Consider the following 25,292-nt stretch of genomic DNA (forward strand, 5'->3'; position numbering starts at 1 on the left):
AGGAGCGGGATGGGGGAGGCGGCTCCGCGGCGTCCCCGCCCGCTTCAGAGATTTAAGGCTCGGTCGAAGCGAGGCTTCGCCGGCAAGAGACGGAAAACGGTCATGTCCATCTCCGAATTCTGCATTCGCCGCCCGGTCGCCACGCTGCTGATGTCCCTGGCACTCGTGGCGGCAGGCTTCTTTGCTTATACGGTGCTCCCGGTCGCGGCGCTGCCGCGGACCGATTTTCCGGTGATCAACGTCTCCGCCACCTTGCCGGGCGCTTCCCCCGAGACGATGGCGACGTCGGTCGCGACGCCGCTCATCAAGCAGTTCAACACGATCGCGGGAATCGACAGCATCTCGACGACGAACGCCCTCGGTTCCACCTCGATCTCCATCCAGTTCGAACTTAGCCGCGATATCGACGCCGCTGCCGCCGACGTCCAGGCAGCCATCACCCGCACGTTGCGAACGCTGCCGCAGGACATGCCCTCGCCGCCAAGCTTCCGCAAAGTCAATCCGGCCGATGCGCCAGTGCTGCTTCTGGCATTGAAGAGCGATACCGTGCCTCTCACCAAACTCGACGCGCTGGCGCAGCAGGTGATCTCGCCGGCGCTGTCGACGCTCGACGGCGTCGCAGAAGTCTCGATCTTCGGCAGCCAGCAATTTGCCGTCCGCATCGAGATCGATCCGAACGCGCTCGCCGCCCGCGGCATCTCGCTTAACGCACTGAAAGCGGCCGTCGCGGCGGCAAACGACAACTCGCCGCTCGGCACTATCCAGTCGACCGGGCGGCAGATGACGATCATCGCCGACACGCAACTCGACAATGCCGCCGCCTTTTCCAAGCTGATCATAAAGAGCGCGGGTGGCAAGATCGTTCGGCTCGGCGACGTGACCAAGGTCATCGATTCGGTCGCGAACACTCAGACCGCAAGCTGGCATGACGGCTCGCGCGCGATCATCCTCGCCGTCCAGCGTCAGCCGGACGCGAATACGGTGGCCGTGGTCGACAAGGTGAAGGCGATGCTGCCGTCCTTCCGCCAGTCGCTACCAGCGGGGGCGTCGCTGGAAATGCTGAACGACCGCTCGCAATCTATACGCGGCGCCGTCGACGATGTGGAATTCACCCTCGCGATCACGATCGGGCTGGTGATCCTCGTGATCTTCCTCTTCGTCCGTCGGCTTTGGGCAACGCTCATCCCGGCCTTTGCGGTGCCGATTTCGATCATCGCCACTTTCGCGGTGATGTACCTCTTTGGCTTCTCCGTCGACAATATCTCGCTTATGGCGCTGACCCTCTCCGTCGGCCTCGTGGTCGACGACGCCATCGTCATGTTGGAAAACATCGTCCGGCATATGGAGGAGAAGGGAAAGGGCGCCTTCGAAGCGGCGATCTCGGCCTCGCGGGAGATCGGCTTCACCATCATCGCGATTTCGCTGTCGCTTGTGGCGGTGTTCATTCCGGTCCTCCTGATGGGCGGCGTCATCGGCCGGATCTTCAACGAGTTCGCGGTGGTCGTCACGATCGCGATCCTCGCCTCCGCATTCGTCTCCCTGACGCTGACGCCGATGCTCGCGGCACGTTTGCCGGAGGCGCCAGCGCGTGACAATGAAAGACGTGGTCTCGATGGGCTGCTCGAACGCGGTTTCGAGACGCTTCTCCGCGGATATGATCGCCTCTTGAAGCTCTGCATGCGCCACCGCTTCGCCGTCCTCATCCTCTTCTTCGCCACCATCGGTCTGACGATCCACCAGGTGAGGACGATTCCGAAGGGCTTCTTCCCGCAGGAGGATATCGGTCAGCTTCAGGTGACGACGCAGGCCCGACCGGATATTTCCTTTACGGCGATGTCGGCATTGCAGGCCAAGGTCGAAGACGTATTCGCTCGCTCGCCTTATGTCGCCCATGTGGCAAGTTCGGTCGGCAACGGCGGCTCGTCGGCGCTGAATTCCGGAAGGCTCTTCGTCGAATTGAAGCCGAAGAGCGAGCGGCCGGCATTACCCAAGATCCTTTCGGATTTGCGTTCGAAACTTTCTGAGATCGCAGGCATCAGGAGCTACATCACGCCGGTCCAGAATCTTTCCGTCGGTGCGCGCAGCTCCGCCAGCCAATATCAGCTCGTCGTCCAGAGTCTCGATCAGGGCTTGATGAACGAATGGGCGGACAAGCTGACCGATGCGATGCGCGAGGACCGTGCCTTCTTCACCGATGTCAACTCCGATCTGCAGAACAATGCGCCGCAGGCAGAGCTCGTGATCGACCGCGACAAGGCCGCCGCACTCGGGATCACGGCGGACGTACTGCGCTCGACGCTTTATAGCGGCTTCGGCTCCGAGCAGATCTCGACGATCTACACCTCGGGCGACAGCTACGAGGTTATCATGGAGCTTGATCCGGCGAAGAACTGGTCTGCGGCCGCGCTTGCCGAACTACAGGTGCCCACCGCCGCCAACACGCTGGTGCCGCTCGGCGCATTTGCGCGCATCGACACGTCTCCCGGGCCCCTCACCGTCAACCAGCTCGGGCAATTGCCGGCCGTCACCATCTCCTACAACCTGCCCGCCGGCGTGGCGCTCGGCGACAGCGTCGACGAGATCGGCCGCCTGAAGGCGGAGATCGGCATGCCGTCGGAGGTGACAACCCGCTTTTACGGCACGGCGCAGCTCTTCCAGAATGCGATGTCCAACCAGGCATTGCTCATCCTCGGAGCGATCCTCACCATCTATATCGTCCTGGGCATTCTCTACGAGAGCTTCATCCATCCGCTGACGATCCTTTCAGGCCTGCCTTCGGCAGCCTCGGGAGCGCTGGTGGCGATCCACCTTGCGGGCTTCGACCTGTCGATCATCGCGGTAATCGGGCTGTTGATGCTGATCGGCATCGTGAAGAAGAATGCGATCATGATGATTGACGTGGCGCTCTCGCTCGAGCGCACTGGCATGCCCGCCGCAGAGGCGATCCACCGCGCCTGCCTGATGCGCTTCCGGCCGATCATGATGACCTCGCTCGCAGCCCTCATGGGCACGCTTCCGATCGCGCTCGGCAGCGGCGCGAGCGCGGAATTGCGCCAACCGCTCGGGGTCGCCGTGGTGGGCGGGCTGCTCGTCTCGCAGCCCCTGACGCTCTTCGTCACGCCGGTGATCTATCTCTACATGGAGAAGCTCGCCGACGGTATCAAACGGCTGTTCAATGCTCGAACCGCGAGGCAAACCGTCACCCGACCGATGCGGTTAGCCACGGGTGAGCGGGAGGACTATTCATGACGTTTTTCTCAGGCAGGGCTGAAGCAAATCAGGCGCAAATGGCTGGAACCGGGTGGCGGCCGTTGCTGAGGCGCAACCAGCGCTATCTTTCCGCCATCGGCACGCTGGTCGTGATCGCGCTCTTCGGAGCCGCGATCTTTCATCTGACGGCAGAGGTGCGATATGAGGATGTCGTCTCGGCACTGGGCGATACGAGCTGGCGTTCGGTGGCTGCGGCCGTCCTGTTCACCGGCCTGAGTTTTCTGGCGCTTACCTTCTACGACGTCGGCGCTCTCGACTATATCCGGCGCAAGCTCCCCTATGCCGATGTCGCGCTGACGGCCGCCTGCGCCTATGCGGTCGGCAACACCGCCGGCTTCGGCCCGTTGAGCGGCGGCGCGATTCGATATCGATCCTATTCGCGGCTCGGCCTCGAACCTGACGATATTGCCCGCGTCATCGCCTTCGTGACGCTCGCCTTCGGGCTGGGCATCGCGGCCGTCACCTGTCTGAGCCTGCTTGCCGTGGGTGAGTACGTTGCGCCGCTCACCGGCCTCGATGCGTTCTGGCTGCGCATACTAGCCGCCGTCGTGCTCGCCGGCTTGCTCGCGGTCCTGATAGCCGGGCGCAGCGGCCATGCGTTCAGCATCGGTCGCTTTACCCTGCGCCCGCCGGATTCCAGGACATCGTCGCGTCAGTTCCTGGTGACGGCGCTCGATCTTGCCTCATCCGCGACTGTTCTCTATGTGCTCCTGCCGAGCGGAACGATCGGCTGGCCGGCTTTTCTTGCAATCTATTCGATTGCCGTCGGGCTCGGCGTGCTCAGCCACGTGCCTGCGGGGCTTGGTGTCTTCGAGACTGTGATCGTCGCGACCCTTGGGCATGCGGCCGATGTCGACGCGATCCTCGGCGCGCTGGTCCTCTACCGTCTGATCTATCACGTCCTGCCGCTCCTGATCGCGCTCGTTGTGATCGTCGGGATCGAGCTGCGCCAGCTCGCCGGCCATCCTGCCGCGTCGAGCCTGCGCCGTGCCGGCGGCCGCATGACGCCGCTTCTGCTTGCCACGCTCGCACTGGTGCTTTCCCTCATGCTGGTGCTGTCGAGCGTGACGCCAACGCCGGACGCGAACCTGGCCTTCCTCGCGAACTATCTCTCTCTTCCAGTCGTGGAAGGAGCGCATTTCCTCGCGAGCCTGCTCGGGCTGGCGCTCTTCATCGTGGCGCGAGGGCTGGCGCTGCGGCTTGATGGCGCCTGGTGGGCGGCGATTTTGATCGCGCTCGCGGCGCTCCTGCTTTCATTGGTGAAGGCGGTAGCGCTCGGAGAAGCCGGCATGCTCGCCTTCTTCCTTGTCGGTCTGCTCGCGAGCCGCCGTGTCTTCGTTCGTCCGGCCTCGCTCTTCGACCAGGCGTTGACGCTGCCCTGGCTTACTGCCCTCGGCGTCATCTGCCTCGGTGCCTTCGTCGTCCTGCTCTTCGTTTATCGCAACCTCGAATACAGCCACGAACTCTGGTGGCAGTTCGAATTCTCGGCGGAGGCTCCGCGTGGTCTTCGCGCGCTGCTTGGGGTGACGATCGGCGCGAGCGCGGTGGCGATCTGGAGTCTCATGCGTCCGGCCGCGACTGCGATCGCGCCTGCGTCCAACGAGGATATGGAGCGGGCGATCGCCATTCTTGAGGCCCAGGACATGTCCGACGCCAATCTCGTGCGCATGGGTGACAAGAGCATCATGTTCTCTGTCGACGGCCGCGCCTTCATCATGTACGGCCGCTGGGGGCGCTCCTGGGTCGCGCTTTTCGATCCTGTCGGTCCGGTGGAAGCCTGGCCGGACCTCATCTGGCAGTTCATCGAGACGGCACGATCCAATGGCTGCCGGGCCGTCTTCTATCAGGTTTCGCCGCGCGGGCTTGCCTATTACGCCGATGCGGGCTTGAGGGCCTTCCGCCTCGGTGAGCTTGCAGAGGTTGATCTCACGCGCTTCGAGATGAAGGGCGGCAAATGGGCGACCCTGCGCCACCAGGTGAGCCGCGGCCAGCGCGATGGTCTGGAGTTCTCGGTGGTGGAGCCCGCGGACGTGCCGGCCATCCTGCCGGAACTCGCTGCCATTTCCGATGCCTGGCTTGCGCATCACAATACGCGGGAGAAGGGCTTTTCGCTTGGCGCCTTCGATCCGCAATACCTCGTGACGCAGCCGGTCGCGATCCTTAAGTGCCAGGAACGTATCGTCGCCTTCGCCAACATCCTCCTCACGGGCACGAGGGAGGAGGGCTCGGTCGACCTCATGCGTTTTTCGCTGGAAGCGCCGAAGGGGTCGATGGACTTCCTGTTCGCGCAGCTCATGGAATACCTAAAGGCGCAAGGCTACCGGCGTTTCAATCTCGGCATGGCGCCGCTTTCCGGCATGTCCTCCCGCAGCACGGCGCCGGTCTGGGATCGCGCCGGCCGAACTTTCTACGAGCACGGCGAGCGTTTCTACAACTTCAAAGGTCTGCGCGCCTTCAAATCGAAGTTCCACCCACACTGGCAGCCGCGCTATCTGGCGGCGAGCGGCGGTCTCAACCCCATCCTCGCGCTCATGGACGCGACGTTCCTGATCGGCGGCGGCATCAAGGGAGTGATCAAGAAATGACCCGCATGGCGAGAATCTGGAAAGGCGCTGCCCTGGCGGCGCTGATTGCCGCGGCGGCAAGTCTCCCCTCAGCGGCCGAAGAGGCGAGATTCGACACCGGCATGATCCCTTCGCCGCACATATTGTTCCCGAAGCAGGACGCATCCGGGATCGTCGTGCTGCTTTCCGGCGCGGACGGATGGACGGAAAAGGAAAATGCTGTTGCACGCTCGCTTTCCGGCGAGAAAGCACTCGTCGTCGGCATCGATCTCAAGGCCTATCTGGCAGCGCTCGCCAAAGACGACGGAGATTGCATCTACACCGTCTCGGATATCGAATCCTTGAGCCAGCAGGTTCAGCGCGCCGCCGGCAGCGGTGCCTATCGACCGCCGGTCGTGGCTGGGGTCGGCGCCGGCGGCGCCATGGCGCTGGCGATCGCCGCCCAATCTCCCGCCGCGACGATCGGTAAGACCTTCGCGGTCGATCCAGAAGAGGGCATTGCCTTGACCAAACAACTCTGCACGCCGGCCGAGAAGGCGGCGAGGGGTGACCGCATGGTCTATGGCTTGACCGACGGACCCTTGCCGGATCCGGTCAGCGTCACGTTCACACCCTCGGCGTCCGTCGAGGGGCGCCAACATGTCGCCGCGATCGTCGCGAAGCACCCGGCCATCGAAACCGCGGACACGGAGGACGACGCTTATACCGCCCTGTCAGGCGCACTCTCAGAGTATCTGCAGGAGGGCGACGAAGCAGACAACCCGTTCGGTCTGCCGCTCACCGTCCTCGACGCGAAACCGTCACGCGACACCATGGCGGTGATCTATTCCGGCGATGGTGGCTGGCGCGATATCGACAGGGAGGTCGGCAATGCCCTGCAGCAGCAAGGTGTGCCGGTGGTCGGGGTGGATTCGCTCCGCTATTTCTGGTCCGAGCGCCAGCCGCAGGCGACCGCCGACGACCTCACCCGCATCATCAGCTATTATCGAAAGCGCTGGAATGTCCGCAACGTGCTGCTGATCGGATATTCCTTCGGCGCCGATATCCTGCCGCGCACCTACAATCTGCTTCCACCCGCGACCCGCGCCGGCGTGCGCCAGGTGACGCTCATGGCGCTGTCGCACCAGGCCGACTACAAGATTTCCGTCCTCGGCTGGCTCGGTGCTGAAGGCGAGGGGAGCGCCGGCGACCCCGTGAACGACGTGAAGGCGATCGATCCGTCGCTCATCCAGTGCATCTACGGCACCGACGAGGAGGACGATGCTTGCCCGGATCTGAAAACCTCCGGGATCGACGTGATTCCCATCGACGGCGGTCACCACTTCGATGGCGACTATCCGGGCTTGACCCGCCGGGTCCTCGGCGCACTCGACCGGCGCCTCGCGGCCGCGAAGTGACTGCTCCGTCCGGACATATGACCCTTATCGGTGACGACGTGCGCTGCGGCCTTGACCTAGCCCCAAGACGGGACGGCCGTGGCCTTTAAGGTTGATGGCGACGACTTGGCGTCGCGCCGTCAGGGGCTGGGCGTGGGCGGTCGCAAAACGTGCCGGTCCCAGAAAGGCGCGCGTCGCATTGGCCCGCAAGCTGACGGTGGTGTTGCATCGCCCGCTCCGGGACAGAGCCAACTTCATTGCTCATAAGGCAGCGCCAGCCCTGGCGACTTGATCGACAGGAGACGACAAGACAGGCTTTCGGACGGGCACAGCCATCAGCCCTCCGGAGCAAGGTCCTTCCCGGGACGATGGATGGGTTAGGCCGCTATGCGATCAGCAGCACGAGGGTGACTGCGCCTCTAAAAGATTGGCCAACCGGTCCTCAGCAGACCCCATAGAGCGGCGGCAAAGCTCCGACTGCGGACAGAAGCAAGCACTCGGCGAGGGATTAAGCTCACAAGGGATTGACGCAAAGCCCGTTACAGAAGGATCGCATAACGCATCGACGGGAACTCACGACCTATTTGTAGCGATCAGGTGCAAGGCAGATTTACCCCTCGTGGCCGCCGCTGCTGAGAGCTTGCGATCGAATGTCGCCAGTTGCCCCCACGCGCCTTGGCGAGCGCAAGGAGATAGATGTCAGTTACCTGCCCCGAGGTTAGGATTTTCGTGGGAGCGATATCACCTGACCCGACAAGGCTCACATCGTCCGGCCAAAAACTGTGACCGGGGAGCGACCGCAGTTTGCCGACGATCTCCATCACGAGTGACGGTGAACCGGGAGAATTCGGATATTTGGGGTTCCGACAATCCGGATGACGCCGTTTTCGGTAGTGGGGCAGGTAGCCCACGCGGTCTGACCCGTCGCCGCGAACCATTCGTGCGCATCGTCATGGGCAACATGGCCCGGATCGATTAAGGCAATCAGCACATTGACGTCGAGCAGGAAAGTCACGGCAGTTCGTCACGCAAGGCGTTGACGATCTCGAGCGTCACTGGCGGAGCATCCGGCTGAGGTGATAGGAGAGGAATTCCATTGCGCTCGCCGCTGCTGCGCGGTCTGCGCAAAGAACGTCTAGCCAGTTCGGAAATGACGACGTCCGGACGGCGCGTGATGCCGACTTCTGATCGTCTAAGGGAAAGACGTCAGGTCACTAGCTGTCCAACGGCACGTGTGCGGACAAGAGGCCCACCCTTGCTTTCCCTAAGGCAGCAAGTGGATAGCTCAACCGGGTCTCGCCACCCCCTGCGTATAGTCTCCGCAACATGGCAGCGCTAATCCTTAAATCCCTGATCCGTCGAGCTCTCTCTCGTCTTCGCCTTCCCAGGGTGAGGGCATCGAGGTGCGATCGAGATTAGCCGAGGGCATCGGCATCCAACACTTCAATTCCGGCTCGGCGTATTCGATGATGCGGCCGGGCGAGGAATCAGAGGCGCGCCAGCCATCTGCACCGAACTGATCGCCATTCGACCAATATACGAGGTCAACTTCTGCCGCCCCCTGCTCGGACGGGCGGATCGTGACCAGAATCCGACTGCCGTCTTTCGGCGCGCTTGCCATGTGTCGCCAGGGGTTTGGTTCGGCCATTATTTTCTCCTCCTGCCTCGCTGCAGGGCGCAAGTGTCGCCTCGCCATCTAGAACGGTCAACTCACACTTTGCACAGCTCATGGTCTATCACTGTTCGGCGAGGCTGGTGCTCCGAATTGAGGCGTACCATCGCTCCTCGGCGGTATTTCGTAGCGTGGGTCCGCAGCACATCAAATGCAATAGCGGCAAACCGGTCGAGGTGCGCGGGCGCGGGAACGCGGTTTAACAGGGACGATCTCGGCCGAGGGGAGCGGTCTCCGTATGTTCGGGTTTTGTGTCTCCAAGATCGGCTAATGTATCGTGTGGAATGCAGCGCAGTGGGCTAGCGCGGCATCCCGCTTCAGCTGCCGCAGGATCGTGTCGCCGCTGACCGGCATGCCCAGCCGTCGCATTCACGCTAGCCAGGACTTCCGCCGGCGCTATGGCCGAGCAGACTAACAATCTCCGAGATCCTCCTCGTCCGGTGCGCATAAGGGAAGCAATCGTCGGCGGTGGGTCGGTGAACGTTGTCGGTCACAATTCTCATGTGTGCACCGCCAGCGCTCAATGCTAAGGGACGGTCGCATCGCATGGTGAGGTCGTCAACGGATTCTCGCCGTCGCAATTCTACCAGCCGAGCCCCTCGGATATCTTCCTTGCGGCGTTCTTCAGTAGGGCAATGTAACGCGAAATGTCGCTGTCCTGTGTCCGAAACGCTGGAGCGGCGATGTTCACGGCAGCGATGACCGAGCCGTCGAAGGCGAGCACTGGGACGGATACCGACACAAGCTGATCACTGACCTCGCCGCGGCTGACGCAATGACCGACCTCGCGAACGCGTTTCAGCTCCGCCTCCAGCCTTGCGCGGGTGGTGATGGTCCGGGCGGTGAAGCGTTCGAGCTTTTCGGGAATCATCTGTGCCTGGATCTGCGGCGGCAGGTAGGCGAGTAGGACCTTGTAAGAACCCGCATGAAGCGGTCGGCGCCTTCCGATCATGGCATGCACCCGAAGATCCCGGGTCGGCTCGAACTTGGCGATGCAGAGCGACTCGCCGTTGTCGATGATCCTTAGCTGGGTCGTTTCATTTACCTTCTGCCCAAGCTCTTCCAGGATCGGGTTTGCGATTCTGACCAGGTCGACCTGCGTTGACGCGGCCGTGCCGAGCACGATGGCGGTGTTTCCGAGGCGATAGGTCCCGCTACGACTCTTCCTGACCAGCCCTCGTCGTTCCATTGTGCGTAACATTCGCAAGATTCTGGGCTTAGTTTCGCCAATGCTCCTGGCGATGTCGGCCAGCCGGCAGTCCGGATTCTTCGCGACGTCGAGCAGGACGTCGATGCAGACATCAACTGATTGAACAGTCGAGCTTATTTCTTGTTTTCCCCCATCGTTCATGGAGAATTTCCTTCGGAGGTGGTCGCCGGATTCAGAGCCGCAGCTGAGCGTTACGAGGAGCGTAACACGCTCGTTTTCCGTTTGACAATGGGCGTCCGGGAAACCTACGCTTTTTTCCAAGAGAGGCTCAGAACCGCTCGTCAGGCTGGCATCAGACCGGCAGGAAACCTCCAACTGGGATCTAGCAACATGACCGCAAACATATTGACGCGAGCAGCCGTCGCTCTGCTCGGCACGATCGCCATCCCTGCACTCGCCGCCGCGCAGGAGAAGACTCCCCTGACGATCGGCATGTCGACGACGCCCACCACCCTCGATCCGCATGAGGACAGCTCGGCGCCCAACAACGCGACATCCCGACATATCTGGGACAGTCTCGTCAACCTGACGGGCACGTCGGCCAACGCTCCGGAACTTGCCACCGAATGGAAGGCCCTCGATGACACGCACTGGGAATTCAAGCTGCGTGAGGGCGTGAAGTTTCATGACGGAAGTGAGTTCGACGCCGACGACGTCGTCGCCTCGCTGCTGCGGGCCCGCGACAAGCCGAGCCAAGGTTTTGCGTCCTACACCCGCAACATCGCGAATGTCAGCGTCAAGGACCCGCTCACCGTCATCGTCGAGACAAAGGTTCCCGATCCGCTGATCCTCAATTCGGTCAGCCGCATCCGCATCATCAGCGCCGACTGCACGGACGCGCCGGTTCAGGATTTCGACAGCGGCAAGTGCGCGATCGGGACGGGGGCCTATTCCTTCGTCTCCTATACGCCGGGCGGCGACCTGACGATGAAGCGGAACGAGAACTATTTCGCCGGCGCGTCGCACTGGTCGAACGTCACCCTGCGCTTCCTGCCCGACGACGGCGCCCGGCTGGCGTCGCTTCTGTCGAATGAGATCGACATTATCGAAGCCCTTCCGGCAGACGGCATGGCGCGTGTCGAGGCGAGCGAAAATCTCCAGGTCATCAACGGCCAGTCCTCGCGCCTCGTCTATCTCGGCATGGATGTGAGCCGCGATGCTTCGCCCTTTATCAAGGCGACGGACGGTGCGGACCTCGGCAAGAACCCGCTCAAGGACATCCGAGTCCGCCGCGCAATGCTGATGTCGATCAATCGCCCTGCCATCGTTGACCGCGTCATGCAGAAGAACGGCACCGTCGCCGACCAGTTCGTCGCCGAAGGCTATGCCGGCCATAGCGACAAGGTCGAGAGCGTTGCCTATGATCCGGCCGCCGCGAAGGCGCTCCTGGCAGAGGCGGGATATCCGGACGGCTTCAGCCTGACGTTGCACGGCCCCTCCGGCCGCTACGTCAAGGATGCCGAGGTGCTCCAGGCCGTCGGCCAGATGTTCACGCGCATCGGCATCCAGTCAAAGGTCGAGGTAATGCCCTGGGCCATGTATTCGGAAGCCTATGCGGAAGGCCAGTACAGCACTTATCTCGGCTCGTGGGGCGTCAACACCGGCGAGACGAGCAATCCGACGGTCGCGCTGGTCGCCACACGCGACGAGGCGAAGGGAACCGGGCGTTACAATGGAGGCGGTGTGTCGGACCCGAAGATCGACGAGGTGCTCGCCCGCGCGAGCTCGACGCTTGACGAGGCGGAGCGCGTTCCGCTGCTGCAGGAGCTGTCGGAACAGACCTTCGACAATCTCTGGATCCTTCCCATGCACTACGAAAACGTCGTGCTCGGCGCCCGAAAGACGATCGCCTACACGCCGCGTGGCGATAAGTACACGCTCGCCTATGAAGTGAAGCCTGCAAATTGACGGCGGGCCCGGGGAGCCGTGTGAGGCGGCTCCCCCATTCTTGACTTTCCAGGAGACAATCATGCAGGAACTCGGAACGGGCGATGCCAATGCCCGGGCGAAGGCGATCTATGACTACGGCCAAACGGCGATTTTCGCGTCGCAGGTCGACCCACGCCTCCATATGCTGCTCTACGTCCCGCCAACGGCCGCCGATGGCCGCAAACTCGACCTTCTGGTCGCCGTGCACGGCACGGGCCGCACCTCGGCCATCGACTTCCGCGACGGTTTCGCCGAATTCGGCCTCTACAACGATTGCGCCATCCTGTGTCCGATCTTCCCCGTCGGCGTGCGCGGCGACGGCGCGCGCTCCGGTTACAAGTTCATCGAGGAAGGCGAAATCCGCTATGACCGCGTCGTTCTCGCCATGGTCGAGGAAGTCGCTACCAAATACGGACAGGACTGGTCGACCTTCGCCATGTTCGGCTTTTCCGGCGGCGGACATTTCACCCATCGCTTCGCCATCCTTCATCCGGAAAAGCTCTGGGCCGCGTCGATTGGCGCTCCCGGCTCGGTTACGCTTCTCGATCCGACGCGCGACTGGTGGGTCGGCATTCGTGACCTAGAGGCCCGTTTCGGCCGTCCGTTCCAGCAACAGGAACTTGCGAAAATCCCGGTGCAAATGGTCGTCGGCGACGCCGATCTGGAGACTTGGGAAATCACCCACCAGCCCGGCGGGCGGTATTACATGGAGGGCGCGAACGATGCCGGCGCGACGCGCCCCGAGCGTCTGGCGGCGCTTGCGAAATCGTTCCGCGATGCCGGCGTGAATGTAAGCTTCGAGCGCGTGCCGGGCGTCTCCCACGATCGGATCAAGGTGCTGGGCCACGTCAAGGCCTTCCTCGCAAAGGTATTGAAGGACCGTCGCGCAAGATGAGAAATGCAACTATTGTCGCGCCGCAGCCCGAGGCGGTCGAAGCGGGTGCTCATGTGCTCGAGCGCGGCGGCAACGCCATCGACGCCGCGCTCGCCTGCGCCTTCGTCCAGGGCGTTGTCGATCCGCAAATGGCAGGCATCGGCGGTTTCGGCTCCATGCATGTACACATGCCGAAGAAGGGCGTGCACGAGATCCTCGAATTCTACGCCCGCGCCCCCTTGAAGGCGACGCCGGACATGTGGCTGGGCGCGATCAAGCATCAGAGCCGGGATGGCTTCGGTTTCGTGCTGGAAGGCAATGTCTCTGACATCGGCTACCTTGCGGTCTGTACGCCCGGTTCCCTCAAGGGTTATGAGACGGCGCTCAGGGACTACGGCACGTTCGACTGGGCGGATCTCATCGCGCCGGCGATCCGCTATGCCCGCGACGGCTTCATGATCCGCAGCCACATGCACTGGTACTGGACCAAGGACCAGTCGAACGACGGCTTCGCCAACACGTTTGAAAAGCTGCGCTATTCCGCCACTGGCCGGCGCGTCTATTTCCATGAGGACGGAAATATCCGCAATGTCGGGGAAATGCTCGTCAACACGGATATGGCGCAGACGCTCGAACGCATCGCGCGCAGCGGCGGATCCGACATCTTCTACCATGGCGAGATCGCCGAGCAGATCGCTGAGGATTTCAAGACCAATGGCGGCCTGATCGACCGGCAGGATCTCGCCCGTTATGACCTGTCGCGGGTGAAGCCCGTCTGGGGCGAATATCGCGGACACCGCATCGCCACATCGCCTCCGCCGGGTTCCGGCTTCCCGATGCTCGAACTCCTGCACATCATGGAACAGTTCGACGTCGGCGCGATACGGCACGGCAGCGCCGAGCACATCCGCGTTCTGTTCGAGGCCATGAAGCGGATGACGATCGACAAGGACGCCCATATGGGCGATCCCGCCTATGTCGAGGTGCCATACGAGAAGCTGTTGTCGCGCGATCATGCAGCCGCCCTGGCCGCATCGATCAAGGCCGGTGAAAGAGCCAATGTCGCGCGCCTCGACCGGTCGCAACGCGATACGACCCATATCTCGGTTATCGACAAGGACGGCAATGCCGTCGCCATGACCCACACGCTGGGCAGCCCGTCCGGCGCGATCACGGACGGCCTCGGCTTCATGTATAACGGCACCATGAGCCGCTTCAACCCGGTTCCGGGGAAGCCCGGCTCAATCGCTCCCGGAAAGCGCCGGCCGAGTTCCGCCGCGCCGACCATCGTCTTCAAGGACGAAGAACCCAGCATCGTGATCGGTGCGCCGGGTGGCAGCTATATCGCTCCGGCCGTCGCGCAATGCCTGATGAACATGATCGACTTCGGCATGCCGGTGCTCGAGGCGGTCGTCGCGCCCCGAATCGTTGGCGTGTCGAACACCATCGACATCTGCAACCGCATCCGCCACTCGGTCGAGGACGAACTGCGCGCGGAAGGGTATGAAGTGGCCCGCTCGCCCCAGACCTACGCCTTCGCGGCGGTCCACGCGATCAGGATCGAAAACGGCGTCTCGAAGGGAGCCGCCGATCCGCAACGCGACGGGATGGCGATCTCTGTCCCCTAGATAACGACGATTTTAGCTCGGATCGACCTAAAATTATGAGGGTGATCGATTCTATTGGGTTAGAGCGGCTTGCGGGCGGAAAGCCGCTTTTAGCGAAACCGCTTCGGCATTGGACAATGCGGTAAAAACGGGATCCTGGAGAAGGCAATGGTCACATCGATAATCAGGCGGTTGATCCAGGCGGTGTTCGTCGTCGTCGCGATGACGGTGATCGTGTTCATCGGCGTGAACGTGATCGGCAATCCGGTGGATATCCTGATCAACCCCGATGCCAATCAGGCCGAGCGCGCCCGTGTGATTGCTCATTATGGCCTCGATCAGCCGCTCTGGCGGCAATATGTCCTGTTCCTGCAAGGTCTGCTGCACGGTGATTTCGGCGACAGCTTCGTCTATGGCCGCCCGGCCATGGGGCTCATCCTGGAACGGCTGCCGGCAACGCTCGAGCTGGCGATCTCGGCTTTGGCGATCGCGCTCGTCTTCGGCCTGCCGCTCGGTCTTTACGCCGGTCTCTACCCGAACCGGGTCTCGTCGAAGCTGATCATGAGCGGCTCGATTCTTGGATTTTCACTGCCGACATTCTGGGTCGGCCTGATGCTGATCATGGTCTTCTCGGTCGAGCTGGGCTGGCTGCCGACCAACGGGCGCGGCCCGACGCTGGAGCTGTTTGGCGTGCAATGGTCGTTTCTGACCGGCGAGGGGATCAGGCATCTCCTCCTGCCCGCCTTCAACCTGGCTCTGTTCAAGACGTCCCTCATCCTGCGGCTGACGCGCGCCGGGGTGCAGGAGGTCCTGCCCCAGGATTATGTCAAGTTCGCCCGGGCGAAGGGTCTGCGCGAGCGCCGGGTGATCGCCGTACACGTGCTCAAGAACCTGATGATCCCCGTCGTGACGATCATCGGCCTCGAATTCGGCTCGCTCATCGCCTTTTCGGTGGTTACCGAAAGCATCTTCGCCTGGCCGGGCATGGGCAAGCTGATCATCGACTCGATCAACCTTCTCGATCGGCCCGTCATCGTCGCCTACCTGATGATGATGGTTCTCCTCTTCGTCGTCCTGAACTTCATCATCGACGTCTGTTACACCATCCTGGATCCGCGGGTCCGGCTGGATTCAAAGGCTTAGACGCATGGCCGAACACAATATGCAAGAGACGGACAAAGCGCTTCCGGAACCCGGCCGCCTTTCCAAGAACCTAGCCGATTTCTTCGCCTCGCCGGCGGCGGCGATCGGCTTCGTCACCCTCCTCGTCATCTGTTGCCTGGCGCTCCTTGCGCCCTGGATATCGCCGCAGAACCCCTACGACTTGATGCAGTTGGACATTATGGACGGGCGCCTGGCGCCGGGTTCGGAGTCCATGACCGGCTTGGTCTATCACCTCGGCACCGACAGTCAGGGCCGCGACATCCTGTCCGGCATCCTCTATGGCCTTCGCACGTCGCTGCTGGTCGGCGTGCTCTCTGCCTTCGCCGCCGCCATCATCGGAACGACGGCGGGGCTGTTTGCCGCCTATATGGGACGGCGGACGGAAATCGTTATCATGCGCCTGGTCGACTTGCAGCTGTCGTTCCCGACTATCCTGATGGCTCTGATGATGCTGGCGGTCCTCGGCAAGGGCGTGCTCAATGTCGTCATCGCGCTGATCATCGCCGAATGGGCAACCTATGCCCGCACCGTCCGCGCCACCGCCCTCGTCGAGCGGGAGAAGGAATATATCGAGGCCGCGCGCATGCTCCGCTTGCCGGGCTGGCGCATTCTCTTTCGGCATCTGCTGCCGAACTGTCTTGCCCCCGTGATCGTGATCGCGACGATGCAGGTGGCGCGCGCCATCGGCCTGGAGGCGACGCTGTCCTTCCTCGGTCTCGGCGCCTCCGTCACCGAACCCTCGCTGGGGATGCTGATCTCGACCGGGTACCAGTATCTGCTGACGGGCCTCTACTGGATCAGCTTCTTCCCCGGAATTGCGCTCCTGGTCACCATCGTCGCCATCAATCTGGTCGGCGATCGCCTCCGCGACGTGCTCAATCCGAGGAACGCATCATGACCGCGCTCTTGCAGGTACGCAACCTGGTCACCGAGTTCGGCGGCGGCAAGGGGCGGTCCGGCATCCGGGCTGTCAACAATGTGTCCTTTTCCGTTGAACGCGGCCGCGTGTTCGGCCTCGTGGGCGAGTCCGGCTCCGGAAAATCCGTTACCGGTTTTTCGATCATCCGGCTTCTGGAGCGGCCCGGCCGTATTGCCTCGGGCGAGATCCTCTTCGACGGAGTGGACATCAGCCGGCACTCGGAAGAGGAGATGCGTCGTCTCCGCGGCAAAAGGATCGCGATGGTGTTCCAGGACCCCACGATGACGCTCAACCCCGTTCTGTCGGTCGGCACGCAGATGATCGAGGCCGTGCTCGCACATGAGAGCGTGTCGAAGGGTATCGCCCGGCAGCGCGCCCGGGACGCCTTGGGCCTTGTCGGCATCCCGAGCCCCGAGGAGCGGCTCGCGGCCTATCCCCACCAGTTTTCCGGCGGCATGCGCCAGCGGGTGGCCATTGCCATCGCCCTCCTGCACAGGCCGGACCTCATCATCGCTGACGAACCGACGACGGCGCTTGACGTGACGATCCAGAGTCAGATCATCGCAGAGTTCCAGAAGCTCACCGAGGGGGCAGGGACTGCGGTGATCTGGATCACCCACGACCTCGCCATCGTTTCGCGGCTGGCCGACGACATTGCCGTCATGTATGCCGGCCGGCTGGTGGAGACCGGCCCCGTCGCCGAGGTTCTGAACGATCCCCGCCATCCCTACACCGCGGGCCTGATCGCCTCCGTTCCGTCGCAGAACGAACGCGGGGAGCGCTTGCGCCAGATCAACGGCATGACGCCAGCCCTCAACCGCCTTCCGCAGGGCTGCAGCTTCCGCACGCGCTGCGGGCGGGCGGACGGGGGCTGTCTCGTCATGCCGGAGCTGGCACCTGCGGGCGACCGATCCTTCCGCTGCATCCATCCCGTGACGAAAGTATCAGCATCATGAAGGCTGCCGAGACCCCCTTGATCGAGGCCAGGACCATAACGCAGCGTTTCGGCGCTAGGCCGGACCTTGCCGCGAGGATCGCCCTTAGCCTGAAGCTGGCAAAGCCCGCCCCGGTCGTTCATGCGCTGGATGGCGTCAGCCTGAGCATCCGCAGCGGCGAGGTCGTCGGCCTCGTCGGAGAGAGCGGCTGCGGAAAATCGACCCTCGGCCGCGTCATCGCCGGGGTCGCGGCGCCAACCGACGGCAAAGTCTTCTGGCAGGGAGTGGACCGCGAGGCAATGTCCGCCGCCGAGCAAAAGGAGGCCGGCCTCGCCACGCAGATGATCTTCCAGAACCCGATGGCCGCCCTCAATCCGCGCATGACGATCGAGGAGCTCGTCTGGGAGGCGCCAAAGACGCACGGCCTGGCAAGCGCGGCGGAACGCGCCTCCTACGTGGACAACTACCTGACGCTGGCAGGCTTCGACCCGTCCATGAAGACGCGCTATCCGCACCAGTTCTCGGGCGGTCAGCGCCAGCGGGTCAACATCGCGCGGGCGCTGGCCGTGCAGCCGAAGTTCCTCGTCTGCGACGAAAGCGTCGCCGCCCTCGACGTCTCCATACAGGCTCAGGTGATCAACCTGTTCATGGACCTGCGCGACCGGCTGGACCTGACCTACCTCTTCGTCAGCCATGATCTCGGCGTGGTGGAGCACATTTCCGACCGCGTCGCGATCATGTATCTTGGCCGGATCGTCGAGGAAGCGCCCGTCGAGGATGTCTTCAGACGTCCAAACCATCCTTATACGAAGGCCCTCCTAACGGAAGTTCCCCGCATCGAAACGGGCAAGCGGCGTTTCGAGGCCGTGAAAGGCGAACTTCCCAGCCCGCTCGATCCGCCCAAGGGCTGTCATTTCCATCCCCGTTGTCCGTTCGCCATGGAGCGCTGTCGCGTGGAAGTCCCGGTCCGCAAAGAAGTGGCGCCGAAACACCTGTCGGCCTGTCATCTGAACGGTTGACCGGCGCCGGAAGCGCTCGACTAGAACGCGGTCGCATCCACAAAATTCAACCCGAGAGGCAGGAGTCCAGCCGTGGCCGAGAAGCTTTCCCACTCCGGCATCAATGACGTGGCGTCGCTGATTGCGGCGATCGTCGATGAAAACGAGGCGCGTTTCATCGGTATCCGCAGGCGTATCCACGAATATCCCGAAATCGCCTTCGAGGAGGTACGGACGGCTGCCCTCGTCGCGGAGATCTGGCAAGCCTCGGGATCGAGCACCAGACCGGTGTCGGTCGCACTGGCGTCGTCGGGCACATCCGCGGCAAGAGGTCCGGTCCCACCCTGCTGATCCGCGCGGACATGGACGCCCTGCCGATGCAGGAGGAGACGGGGCTTGCCTTTGCGAGCAAGATCCCGAACCGCATGCATGCCTGTGGCCACGATCTCCACACCGCGACGGTACTCGCCGTCGGCGCCGTGCTGAAGCGCCTGGAGGCCCGGCTGGCGGGCAACGTCCGCCTTATCTTTCAGCCGGCGGAGGAGGCCGTCGGCGGCGCCAAGGAAATGATCGCCGACGGAGTGATGGACGGCGTCGACATGGCCCTGAGCCTGCATAACCGGCCCGAAATACCCGTCGGCCAGTTCGGCATCGTGCACGGCTATGCGAATGCCGCGGTCGATTCATTCGACATCACTGTGCATGGCAAGGGCGGTCATGCGGCCCGTCCCTATGCCGCCGTCGATCCGATCGTCATCGCGGCCCAGCTGATCGGCCAGTTGCAGACTATCGTGTCGCGGGATGTGCGGGCGCTCGACGCCTGTGTGGTGACAGTCGGCTCAATCCATGCCGGCGAGGCCCGCAACATCATCCCCGAACGGTGCGAACTGAAGGGAACCGTGCGCAGCCGGCAGCCGGAGGCGCGCGATGCGGCGGAGGCCGGTCTGCGCCGGCTCTGCGAGGGCGTCGGGTTGAGCTTCAGGGCGGGCTGCGAGCTTGCCTATAGACGCGGCACACCGCCCATCTTTAACGATGCGGGCATGCTCCAGCGCACCGTGAGCGCGATCAATGCGCAGCTCGGCGATGTGGCCTTCGACTTTGAACCGAGCATGGGAGGTGAGGATTTTGCGCTGATTGCGCAAATGGTCCCGTCGTTCCGGCTGCTCGTCGGCTCCTCCCAGCCGGGCCGGTCGGACAAGGTGCATAATCCGGACTATCAGCCCGATGAGCGATCGATCGCCTTCGGAACGCTGGCTCTGGCGCGAACCGCGGTCGATTTTCTGAGCTGACTAGCCATTCCAGATTGCTTCATCGTGCGAGGCGAGCAAGTAATCCTCGGAATTTAAGGCGGAGTGATTTCGGACTGAGATGGCGGCTTGAGTCCGCACGGGTCGAAATCACGCTGCTGAAAAGCGGTTTCGTTTCCGACGTCGCCAATTTTCACTCCTTGCTGCGATAACGTCCTGCCGACAAGAATTTTCCACCTAGCTGTCTAGTTTTCACACAGCCTCGGTCGAAGGAAGAGACTGGACCGCGCCGAGAGCGCTGATTAGCTCGTTAACCATCCCGCTGAGTTCCCCCATCGTCCCGCTGAGTCGCCGCAAAAATAAGTGTGCTATCACTCCTTCGTCGGCTCCCAGAGCTCGACCGGATTGCCTTCGGGATCGTGAATGCGCGCAAAGCGGCCGACTTCTGAGTTCCACTCGGCCCGAGTTTCCACCGCAATCCCGCTTGCCTTCAGTTCTGCGATGAGGCCTTCGAGATTATCGACGCGGAAGTTGATCATCCACTGCTGTTCTGCTCGTCTAAAATAGTCGGTATTCTCAGAGAACGGCCCAAAAATTGTTGTCCCTGCCTCTTGCAGCCATACGGACTTGTGCAGGTCGTCAATCCCAAGATGCTTCTCGTACCACTCGGCGAGCCCAACCGGGTCCGTCGCCCTGAAGAACACACCACCAATTCCAACGACCTTCGGCATGGGATTCTCCTTAATCCTAGTCTAGGACGGGACAATGCTGATGCAGGTACTCACATGCAACTCGAAGATCAAGCTTGACGCGACGTTCGCTTTGTCGGGTACCAATGACTGCAAGGGGTCGAAGGGAGGCGTTCTTCACGAGCCCCAGACAACGGCACGTTGCGAGGGGGATCACGTTCTGGGCGAGAATGATCGCATAAATTGTCGATCGGAACGGCGCTGCTGTTCGTGCCACGGGGGGATTTTGTCGGGTTAAGCGTTGCTCAGTTGTTCTTGATTTGCTCGACTGCAGCAGCGAGCAGTTCATCCATGATGCTGCGGATCTGAGTATCTGAGAGGACCACGCCGGCCACATCGAAATCGGTGCGCACCTTGCGGAACACATCATTGTCTCCTACCTCTTCGAAGTCTGCCTGCACCACCTCCTTGGCATAGGTGTCGGCATCCGTGCCCGTTTTGCCGAGCTTTTCGGCGGCCCACAGGCCGAACAATTTGTTGCGCCGGGCCATGGCCTTGAACTTGGTTTCCTCGTCCATCGCGAACTTTTTTTCGAAGCCTTCCTGGCGATCTCTTATGCTCACGGCTTAACCTCCCGGTTCCGGTACGATTTCCGACGTGCCCGATATCCACCGGCTCACGGAGCTCGTCGGAACCGAGGATGGCGCGGTTGGACGACACTCGCAAGTCCTGATCGTGTCAGCCGGTGGACGCAAGCGCGCGGCAATTCTTGCGGGGCGCCTGCGAAGTGGGCGCGACCCAGAGCACTCAACTCGTCAGACCGAAGAGGACCTCTTCGAAGAACTCCCAGCTTTCATCCATGGCAAAGGCTGCAGAAATGTAAGGAAGGCCGATGTGACCGTAGCGGACCGACAGCTGCCGCTCCGCGATCTCTTCATCAATGCCAGCGATCTGCTGAAGATAGAGCATTGAGGCCAACCCCGTTCTATCAGCGCCGGCTTGGCAATGGATGAGTATCGGCTTGGGTGCGGTTTGCAGCAGCGCGATCAGCTGCCGCGCCTGCCGCGGCGACACCCGTTTCGAAGCCGACAATCGGAAATCAAAATGAGCGATGCCGTCTCGGTTGGCGGCATCGACCTCCCGCAGGTACCAGTCTTCGCTGCTCTCGCCCCGGAGATTCACGATGGATTTGATGCCGTATTGCCGTGCATAGCTCGCGACGTCCGCGGCAGAAGGCTGTGCCGATCGGTAGAGCTCCGCCGGCAGCACCTCGTGGAAATTGCCGGTGAGTTGGAGAGCACCCAGATAGGCGCCAAAAATCAGCGCGGTTGCGCCGGCCGAACCTGCGACTGCCTTCAAGAATCTGTTCATATTCAACCCTGTTGTTGCGCACGAAAGGTGGGCGCAGTCAGCACGCCTGGCTTTCCGCCCGGAGCGCCAGGCGCGTTTTCTGCCGCCGTAACGGCGAGTTCCGGTCGGCCTCTTATCATCCGTGATTGCCGTCGGATCCATGATTGGGGGAGCAATATCTCCTGGGACCTGTCCAAATACTGACAAGTCTGTGGGACTTGGCTTGGCAGCGCCCTCCACCGTCTGGTGTTACATGCTCACAGTAAGCATCACCGGCAGCCCGGCGCTTCACCCCCTGTGCGTCATACGAGAACTGCGGGTTCGGAGCACGGAATAGGCGATGGCCCCCCCGATCACGAGCAGGGTCACAAGCAATACCCACTGTGGCGCGAGGTAAGGCACCCAGCCGAGTTCTTTCGAGAGGCCAAAATTCCAGATGATCTTTGCTCCGATCAAAACGAGCACGAGTGAGAGGCCGTACTTCAGGTATTTGAAATGCGCCGCCGCTGCGGCGAGCATGAAGTACATGGAACGCAAGCCCAGGATGGCGAATACGTTGGAGTTGTAGACGATGAAGGGATCACGCGTGACGGCAAAGATTGCCGGGACGGAATCGACGGCGAACACGATATCGGCGGTTTCCACCATCGCCAGCGCCAGAAAGAGCGGTGTCGCGTAGAGCGTCGCGTGTCCGGTCGCGGGATGCGGGAGGCGCAGGAAGAAATGGTGGCCGTACACTTGGTCTGTTACCCACAGGTGTCGGCGGGCGAAGGCCAGAATTCTGTTGTCCTCAAGCGTGAACTCCGCATCGCGTCCGGTGATCATCTTCCAGCCGGTGTAGATAAGGAAAACCGCGAAGACGTAGAGCACCCACGTCCACGAATTCACGACCGCGGCGCCAAGCGAGATGAAAATCCCGCGAAACACGATCGCTCCTATGATCCCCCAGACAGCACTCGGTGCTGATATTCGCGAGGGATGCAAAAGTGGGTGAAGATCAACGAAATGACGAAGATGTTGTCGAACGCCAGCGCCGTTTCGAGGAGATAGCCGGTGAAGTATTGGATGACCGCCTGGCGGTTTAGATCGGCGGGAATCTCGTAATACTGCGGATCTGGCTCATACAGGAGGCCGACATACAGTCCGAACAGCACGGCCAATGCGGCAAAACTGGCCCACAGATGCCGAGGCGATGCCACGCAGCTTAGCTGCTGCGCCAAACTCTGGGTCCGTGATCAGGCTTCGCCGTCCTGGTCATTCTTTGTCTGAAAAACTCGGATGAGGGTAGAACAATTCGGGTCGCCCGCGTCGAGAAGCTGAACCGGCGAGGTCCATCCGATGGCGACGCCCATCGCCGTGGCGACAGCCCAACCGGGTTCTTCCCCGGCGCGTTGCAGAAGCCGCCGCCCATGGGAATCGGCACACTGCCGAGACTGCTGGATTGCCTCAACTGGAACATTAGCGCGCTCCAAGCGCGTGCTGATCTCCGCCTGAAGCGGGTCAACGATGAAAAGAGCAAACAGCCAAGCTGTGACGTCCGAGATCACGAAAATCCTCGTATAGGGTTCGGCAGGATGTCGGAAAATGGTCCGACATCGCGAAAAGTGCCGAGGATTTCGCCAGAGGGGCCCGGACCAGGGGAGCTGCTAATGTGGGTTGCGTTGCCCGGCATTCAAGTCTCACGGGCGGCCGATTGGCTAATCGATCACCTAGCGTCGTCTATCCTTGACCGCTCTTTCCGTCGCGTTGAGCCGAATATCGCGTGCCGTGCCCGGCGACTAGACGAAGGGGACGATAGTTTGACTTACATCAAGGCGACAGGGATCGAGGATCGACGTGCTATTTTGACGGACAGTGCTCAAGAGAACCGAGCCAGCGTGCCAGCTGCAGATTTAGTGTCTCAACGACGTCACCGCTTTTGGGCTGCCGAGCAGGGATTTCCCGCAATACCGATTTCCTCCTGCCGCGGATCCGCAATTCGGAACTGATGTTGTGCCTGCTCGCCAGGCAACAAAAAAGGCCGGGCAAACCCGACCTTCCTCACGTCGCTTCAATTCCAGTGCCAGTACATCCGTGGTCAAAAGTCTCAAGCGACTTGCGGCCCCGGAAACATCTTCAGACGCTCACCAGCAAGGCCGATGTGCAAGCGTATAGAGGCAAATTGTGTTCGCAACGAGGTGATCATATCCGCTGACGCGAAGATCTTGTTACCGCATCAGACCCGCCGCTCGAAGCGCGTCGTTTATGACCTTGGCGATCCTGCCGTCCGAAGCAGTGCCGACGGTGGTCGCCCGCGATCTGGCGTAGCGCAATGCCCTTTCTATCGTGGATGCCGCGACCTCGGGTTCTTCCCGCCGGACAAAATTGCCGGCTGTCTCAGCCTCTTCGACGTCTGCCTCCGTAGCCAGACCCCATGAACGTGCGATACGCACGGTCGAGGAAATTCCCGCCTCAAGCATATGCGGACCGGCTCTCCCAATCGCGACATCGCTGCTCGTCGCCAGAGGAACACCGTGGCCCATCCCTTTGACGAAATAGGTCTCCACGACCTGCCTACCATCCGCGTCGAGCCAGACTCTGCGGCTATGGCCATGTATCAACTCGCTCCGCGTTGGCTCCGTGGCGAGGCCGTGAACGCCGGACCATTGCTTGACGATCTGGTCCGCGTTCCTGGGTCGAACCGTCTGGTCATGCGTCCCGTGCCAGATCGAAATCGAAGGCCAGAGCCCCTTATGGTTCGATGCGCTCTTGAGTACGGACTGAAGCCCGGAGACAGTCGGCGGATTGCGGCCTTGCATACGCTCGAACGCCTCAGCGACCGTGCCTGCCACACCATAAGGCAGCCCGCTGATGATTGCGCCGCCCGCAAATATGTCGGGATAGGTCGACAGCATGACGTTCGCCATTGCGCCGCCTGCTGACAGGCCTGTGACAAAGATGCGCTTGGGATCGATGCCTTGCGACTGGACGAGATGGCCGATCATCTGCCGGATGGACAACGCCTCTCCCGCATCCCGCCTGATGTCGCCTGGCTCGAACCAGTTGAAGCAGAGGTTGGCGTTGTTTGATCGCTGCTGCTCGGGATAGAGCACCGCAAATCCGCGTCGCTCTGCGAGTTGAGACCAGCCGGATCCAGTTGCATAGCCCTCTGCTGTCTGTGTGCAGCCATGCAGCGCAACCACAAGCGGGGCGTCGGGGGCCATGATCGACGGCAGAAACAGCCACGCCTTCAATGCTCCAGGATTTGAGCCAAACCCGGCGATTTCGACCAAGCGGTGATTTTGTGGGGGCTTGTTGAGCAATGCCGTCTCCTCGGCCGCCAATTGGGCCTGAACTGTTGATGTGGGGACGAATGCTGCGTCGCACAATGGGATTCTCAGGTTAATTCGCGTGCCCAAAAAGTTCATGCCGTAAATCGGGGCGACGAGCGTCGGCGGGAGAAATACGACCGCCGCCACGGAGAAGATCTTGATGATCATGTCGGCATT

19 protein-coding genes and 4 pseudogenes are annotated in these 25,292 nt (G+C 62.0%); 12 read left to right on the forward strand and 11 right to left on the reverse strand.

What is annotated here, in order from left to right:
* Positions 1-102: 102 nt before the first annotated feature.
* The 3 genes from BHD07_RS12490 to BHD07_RS12500 are packed head-to-tail and all read left to right on the forward strand — an operon-like array spanning position 103 to position 7,231.
* The gene (locus tag BHD07_RS12490; RefSeq protein WP_338280449.1) at positions 103-3,249 is read left to right on the forward strand and encodes an efflux RND transporter permease subunit; all 3,147 of its coding nucleotides are present in this window, start codon (positions 103-105) and stop codon (positions 3,247-3,249) included.
* Complete coding sequence (gene mprF, locus BHD07_RS12495) at positions 3,246-5,855, forward strand: bifunctional lysylphosphatidylglycerol flippase/synthetase MprF (protein WP_338280450.1); 2,610 nt, start codon at positions 3,246-3,248, stop codon at positions 5,853-5,855. Before BHD07_RS12490 ends, mprF begins: the two co-directional genes overlap by 4 nt.
* On the forward strand, positions 5,852-7,231 hold the full coding sequence (locus tag BHD07_RS12500) for a virulence factor family protein (RefSeq protein ID WP_338280452.1): 1,380 nt from the start codon (positions 5,852-5,854) through the stop codon (positions 7,229-7,231). Before mprF ends, BHD07_RS12500 begins: the two co-directional genes overlap by 4 nt.
* A gap of 552 nt (positions 7,232-7,783) precedes the next feature.
* Here the strand turns inward: BHD07_RS12500 and BHD07_RS12505 are convergent.
* From BHD07_RS12505 to BHD07_RS12525, 5 genes and pseudogenes are all read right to left on the reverse strand, one after another.
* A pseudogene (locus BHD07_RS12505) lies at positions 7,784-8,225 on the reverse strand (TA system VapC family ribonuclease toxin).
* A pseudogene (locus tag BHD07_RS12510) lies at positions 8,222-8,365 on the reverse strand (CopG family transcriptional regulator); the annotation flags it as partial. The pseudogenes BHD07_RS12510 and BHD07_RS12505, both read right to left, overlap by 4 nt.
* Positions 8,366-8,552: 187 nt before the next feature.
* Positions 8,553-8,858, reverse strand: coding sequence for a hypothetical protein (locus BHD07_RS12515; RefSeq protein WP_102763017.1), 306 nt, complete (start codon positions 8,856-8,858; stop codon positions 8,553-8,555).
* A 321-nt stretch (positions 8,859-9,179) separates the two neighbouring features.
* Positions 9,180-9,413 (reverse strand): annotated as a pseudogene (locus BHD07_RS12520) (ISL3 family transposase); the annotation flags it as partial.
* Between the two features lie 52 nt (positions 9,414-9,465).
* Positions 9,466-10,233, reverse strand: coding sequence for an IclR family transcriptional regulator (locus BHD07_RS12525; RefSeq protein ID WP_338280455.1), 768 nt, complete (start codon positions 10,231-10,233; stop codon positions 9,466-9,468).
* Between the two features lie 189 nt (positions 10,234-10,422).
* Between BHD07_RS12525 and BHD07_RS12530 the strand changes: the two genes are divergently transcribed.
* The 9 genes from BHD07_RS12530 to BHD07_RS12570 all read left to right on the forward strand — a co-directional run bounded on the left by BHD07_RS12530 (position 10,423) and on the right by BHD07_RS12570 (position 19,807).
* Positions 10,423-12,000 (forward strand): ABC transporter substrate-binding protein, encoded by a 1,578-nt coding sequence (locus BHD07_RS12530; protein ID WP_338280456.1) that lies wholly within the window; start codon positions 10,423-10,425, stop codon positions 11,998-12,000.
* Between the two features lie 61 nt (positions 12,001-12,061).
* On the forward strand, positions 12,062-12,916 hold the full coding sequence (locus tag BHD07_RS12535; protein ID WP_338280458.1) for an alpha/beta hydrolase: 855 nt from the start codon (positions 12,062-12,064) through the stop codon (positions 12,914-12,916).
* Positions 12,913-14,523 carry a gamma-glutamyltransferase gene (gene ggt / locus BHD07_RS12540; protein ID WP_338280460.1) on the forward strand — a complete coding sequence of 537 codons (1,611 nt, stop codon included), beginning with the start codon at positions 12,913-12,915 and terminating at the stop codon, positions 14,521-14,523. The genes BHD07_RS12535 and ggt overlap by 4 nt, the downstream gene beginning before the upstream one ends.
* A 147-nt stretch (positions 14,524-14,670) precedes the next feature.
* A complete protein-coding gene (locus tag BHD07_RS12545) occupies positions 14,671-15,645 on the forward strand; it encodes an ABC transporter permease (protein WP_324765058.1) in 975 nt (324 codons plus the stop codon).
* Between the two features lie 4 nt (positions 15,646-15,649).
* Complete coding sequence (locus BHD07_RS12550) at positions 15,650-16,564, forward strand: ABC transporter permease (protein ID WP_324765059.1); 915 nt, start codon at positions 15,650-15,652, stop codon at positions 16,562-16,564.
* The gene (locus BHD07_RS12555) at positions 16,561-17,541 is read left to right on the forward strand and encodes an ABC transporter ATP-binding protein (protein ID WP_338280463.1); all 981 of its coding nucleotides are present in this window, start codon (positions 16,561-16,563) and stop codon (positions 17,539-17,541) included. Before BHD07_RS12550 ends, BHD07_RS12555 begins: the two co-directional genes overlap by 4 nt.
* The gene (locus tag BHD07_RS12560) at positions 17,538-18,539 is read left to right on the forward strand and encodes an ABC transporter ATP-binding protein (RefSeq protein WP_338280464.1); all 1,002 of its coding nucleotides are present in this window, start codon (positions 17,538-17,540) and stop codon (positions 18,537-18,539) included. Before BHD07_RS12555 ends, BHD07_RS12560 begins: the two co-directional genes overlap by 4 nt.
* A 72-nt stretch (positions 18,540-18,611) precedes the next feature.
* Complete coding sequence (locus BHD07_RS12565) at positions 18,612-18,869, forward strand: hypothetical protein (protein ID WP_338280466.1); 258 nt, start codon at positions 18,612-18,614, stop codon at positions 18,867-18,869.
* On the forward strand, positions 18,836-19,807 hold the full coding sequence (locus BHD07_RS12570) for a M20 metallopeptidase family protein (RefSeq protein ID WP_338280938.1): 972 nt from the start codon (positions 18,836-18,838) through the stop codon (positions 19,805-19,807). Before BHD07_RS12565 ends, BHD07_RS12570 begins: the two co-directional genes overlap by 34 nt.
* Positions 19,808-20,136: 329 nt before the next feature.
* On the opposite strand, the gene BHD07_RS12575 is transcribed toward BHD07_RS12570, so the two are convergent.
* The 6 genes and pseudogenes from BHD07_RS12575 to BHD07_RS12605 form a co-directional block, all read right to left on the reverse strand.
* Positions 20,137-20,496, reverse strand: coding sequence for a VOC family protein (locus BHD07_RS12575; protein WP_338280468.1), 360 nt, complete (start codon positions 20,494-20,496; stop codon positions 20,137-20,139).
* A gap of 263 nt (positions 20,497-20,759) precedes the next feature.
* Positions 20,760-21,077, reverse strand: a complete 318-nt coding sequence (locus BHD07_RS12580) for a DUF1476 domain-containing protein (RefSeq protein WP_102763016.1) — start codon at positions 21,075-21,077, stop codon at positions 20,760-20,762.
* A 184-nt stretch (positions 21,078-21,261) separates the two neighbouring features.
* Positions 21,262-21,825: a dual specificity protein phosphatase family protein gene (locus BHD07_RS12585; RefSeq protein ID WP_338280941.1), complete on the reverse strand. Its 564-nt coding sequence runs from the start codon at positions 21,823-21,825 to the stop codon at positions 21,262-21,264.
* A gap of 267 nt (positions 21,826-22,092) precedes the next feature.
* Positions 22,093-23,003, reverse strand: a pseudogene (locus tag BHD07_RS12590) (TerC/Alx family metal homeostasis membrane protein).
* A 36-nt stretch (positions 23,004-23,039) separates the two neighbouring features.
* Positions 23,040-23,351: a hypothetical protein gene (locus tag BHD07_RS12600; protein WP_338280474.1), complete on the reverse strand. Its 312-nt coding sequence runs from the start codon at positions 23,349-23,351 to the stop codon at positions 23,040-23,042.
* Positions 23,352-24,011: 660 nt separating this feature from the next.
* The gene (locus tag BHD07_RS12605) at positions 24,012-25,283 is read right to left on the reverse strand and encodes an extracellular catalytic domain type 1 short-chain-length polyhydroxyalkanoate depolymerase (protein WP_338280476.1); all 1,272 of its coding nucleotides are present in this window, start codon (positions 25,281-25,283) and stop codon (positions 24,012-24,014) included.
* Positions 25,284-25,292: the final 9 nt, after the last annotated feature.

The organism is Sinorhizobium sp. KGO-5 (assembly GCF_036245905.1).
GTDB classification, from domain to species: Bacteria; Pseudomonadota; Alphaproteobacteria; order Rhizobiales; family Rhizobiaceae; genus Sinorhizobium; species Sinorhizobium meliloti_A.

Coding starts and splice junctions, on each gene's coding strand:
- BHD07_RS12490 (WP_338280449.1), top strand. CDS start 103: ATGTCCATCTCCGAATTCTGCATTCGCCGCCCGGTCGCCACGCTGCTG.
- mprF (WP_338280450.1), top strand. CDS start 3,246: ATGACGTTTTTCTCAGGCAGGGCTGAAGCAAATCAGGCGCAAATGGCT.
- BHD07_RS12500 (WP_338280452.1), top strand. CDS start 5,852: ATGACCCGCATGGCGAGAATCTGGAAAGGCGCTGCCCTGGCGGCGCTG.
- BHD07_RS12515 (WP_102763017.1), bottom strand. CDS start 8,858: ATGGCCGAACCAAACCCCTGGCGACACATGGCAAGCGCGCCGAAAGAC.
- BHD07_RS12525 (WP_338280455.1), bottom strand. CDS start 10,233: ATGAACGATGGGGGAAAACAAGAAATAAGCTCGACTGTTCAATCAGTT.
- BHD07_RS12530 (WP_338280456.1), top strand. CDS start 10,423: ATGACCGCAAACATATTGACGCGAGCAGCCGTCGCTCTGCTCGGCACG.
- BHD07_RS12535 (WP_338280458.1), top strand. CDS start 12,062: ATGCAGGAACTCGGAACGGGCGATGCCAATGCCCGGGCGAAGGCGATC.
- ggt (WP_338280460.1), top strand. CDS start 12,913: ATGAGAAATGCAACTATTGTCGCGCCGCAGCCCGAGGCGGTCGAAGCG.
- BHD07_RS12545 (WP_324765058.1), top strand. CDS start 14,671: ATGGTCACATCGATAATCAGGCGGTTGATCCAGGCGGTGTTCGTCGTC.
- BHD07_RS12550 (WP_324765059.1), top strand. CDS start 15,650: ATGGCCGAACACAATATGCAAGAGACGGACAAAGCGCTTCCGGAACCC.
- BHD07_RS12555 (WP_338280463.1), top strand. CDS start 16,561: ATGACCGCGCTCTTGCAGGTACGCAACCTGGTCACCGAGTTCGGCGGC.
- BHD07_RS12560 (WP_338280464.1), top strand. CDS start 17,538: ATGAAGGCTGCCGAGACCCCCTTGATCGAGGCCAGGACCATAACGCAG.
- BHD07_RS12575 (WP_338280468.1), bottom strand. CDS start 20,496: ATGCCGAAGGTCGTTGGAATTGGTGGTGTGTTCTTCAGGGCGACGGAC.
- BHD07_RS12585 (WP_338280941.1), bottom strand. CDS start 21,825: ATGAACAGATTCTTGAAGGCAGTCGCAGGTTCGGCCGGCGCAACCGCG.
- BHD07_RS12605 (WP_338280476.1), bottom strand. CDS start 25,283: ATGATCATCAAGATCTTCTCCGTGGCGGCGGTCGTATTTCTCCCGCCG.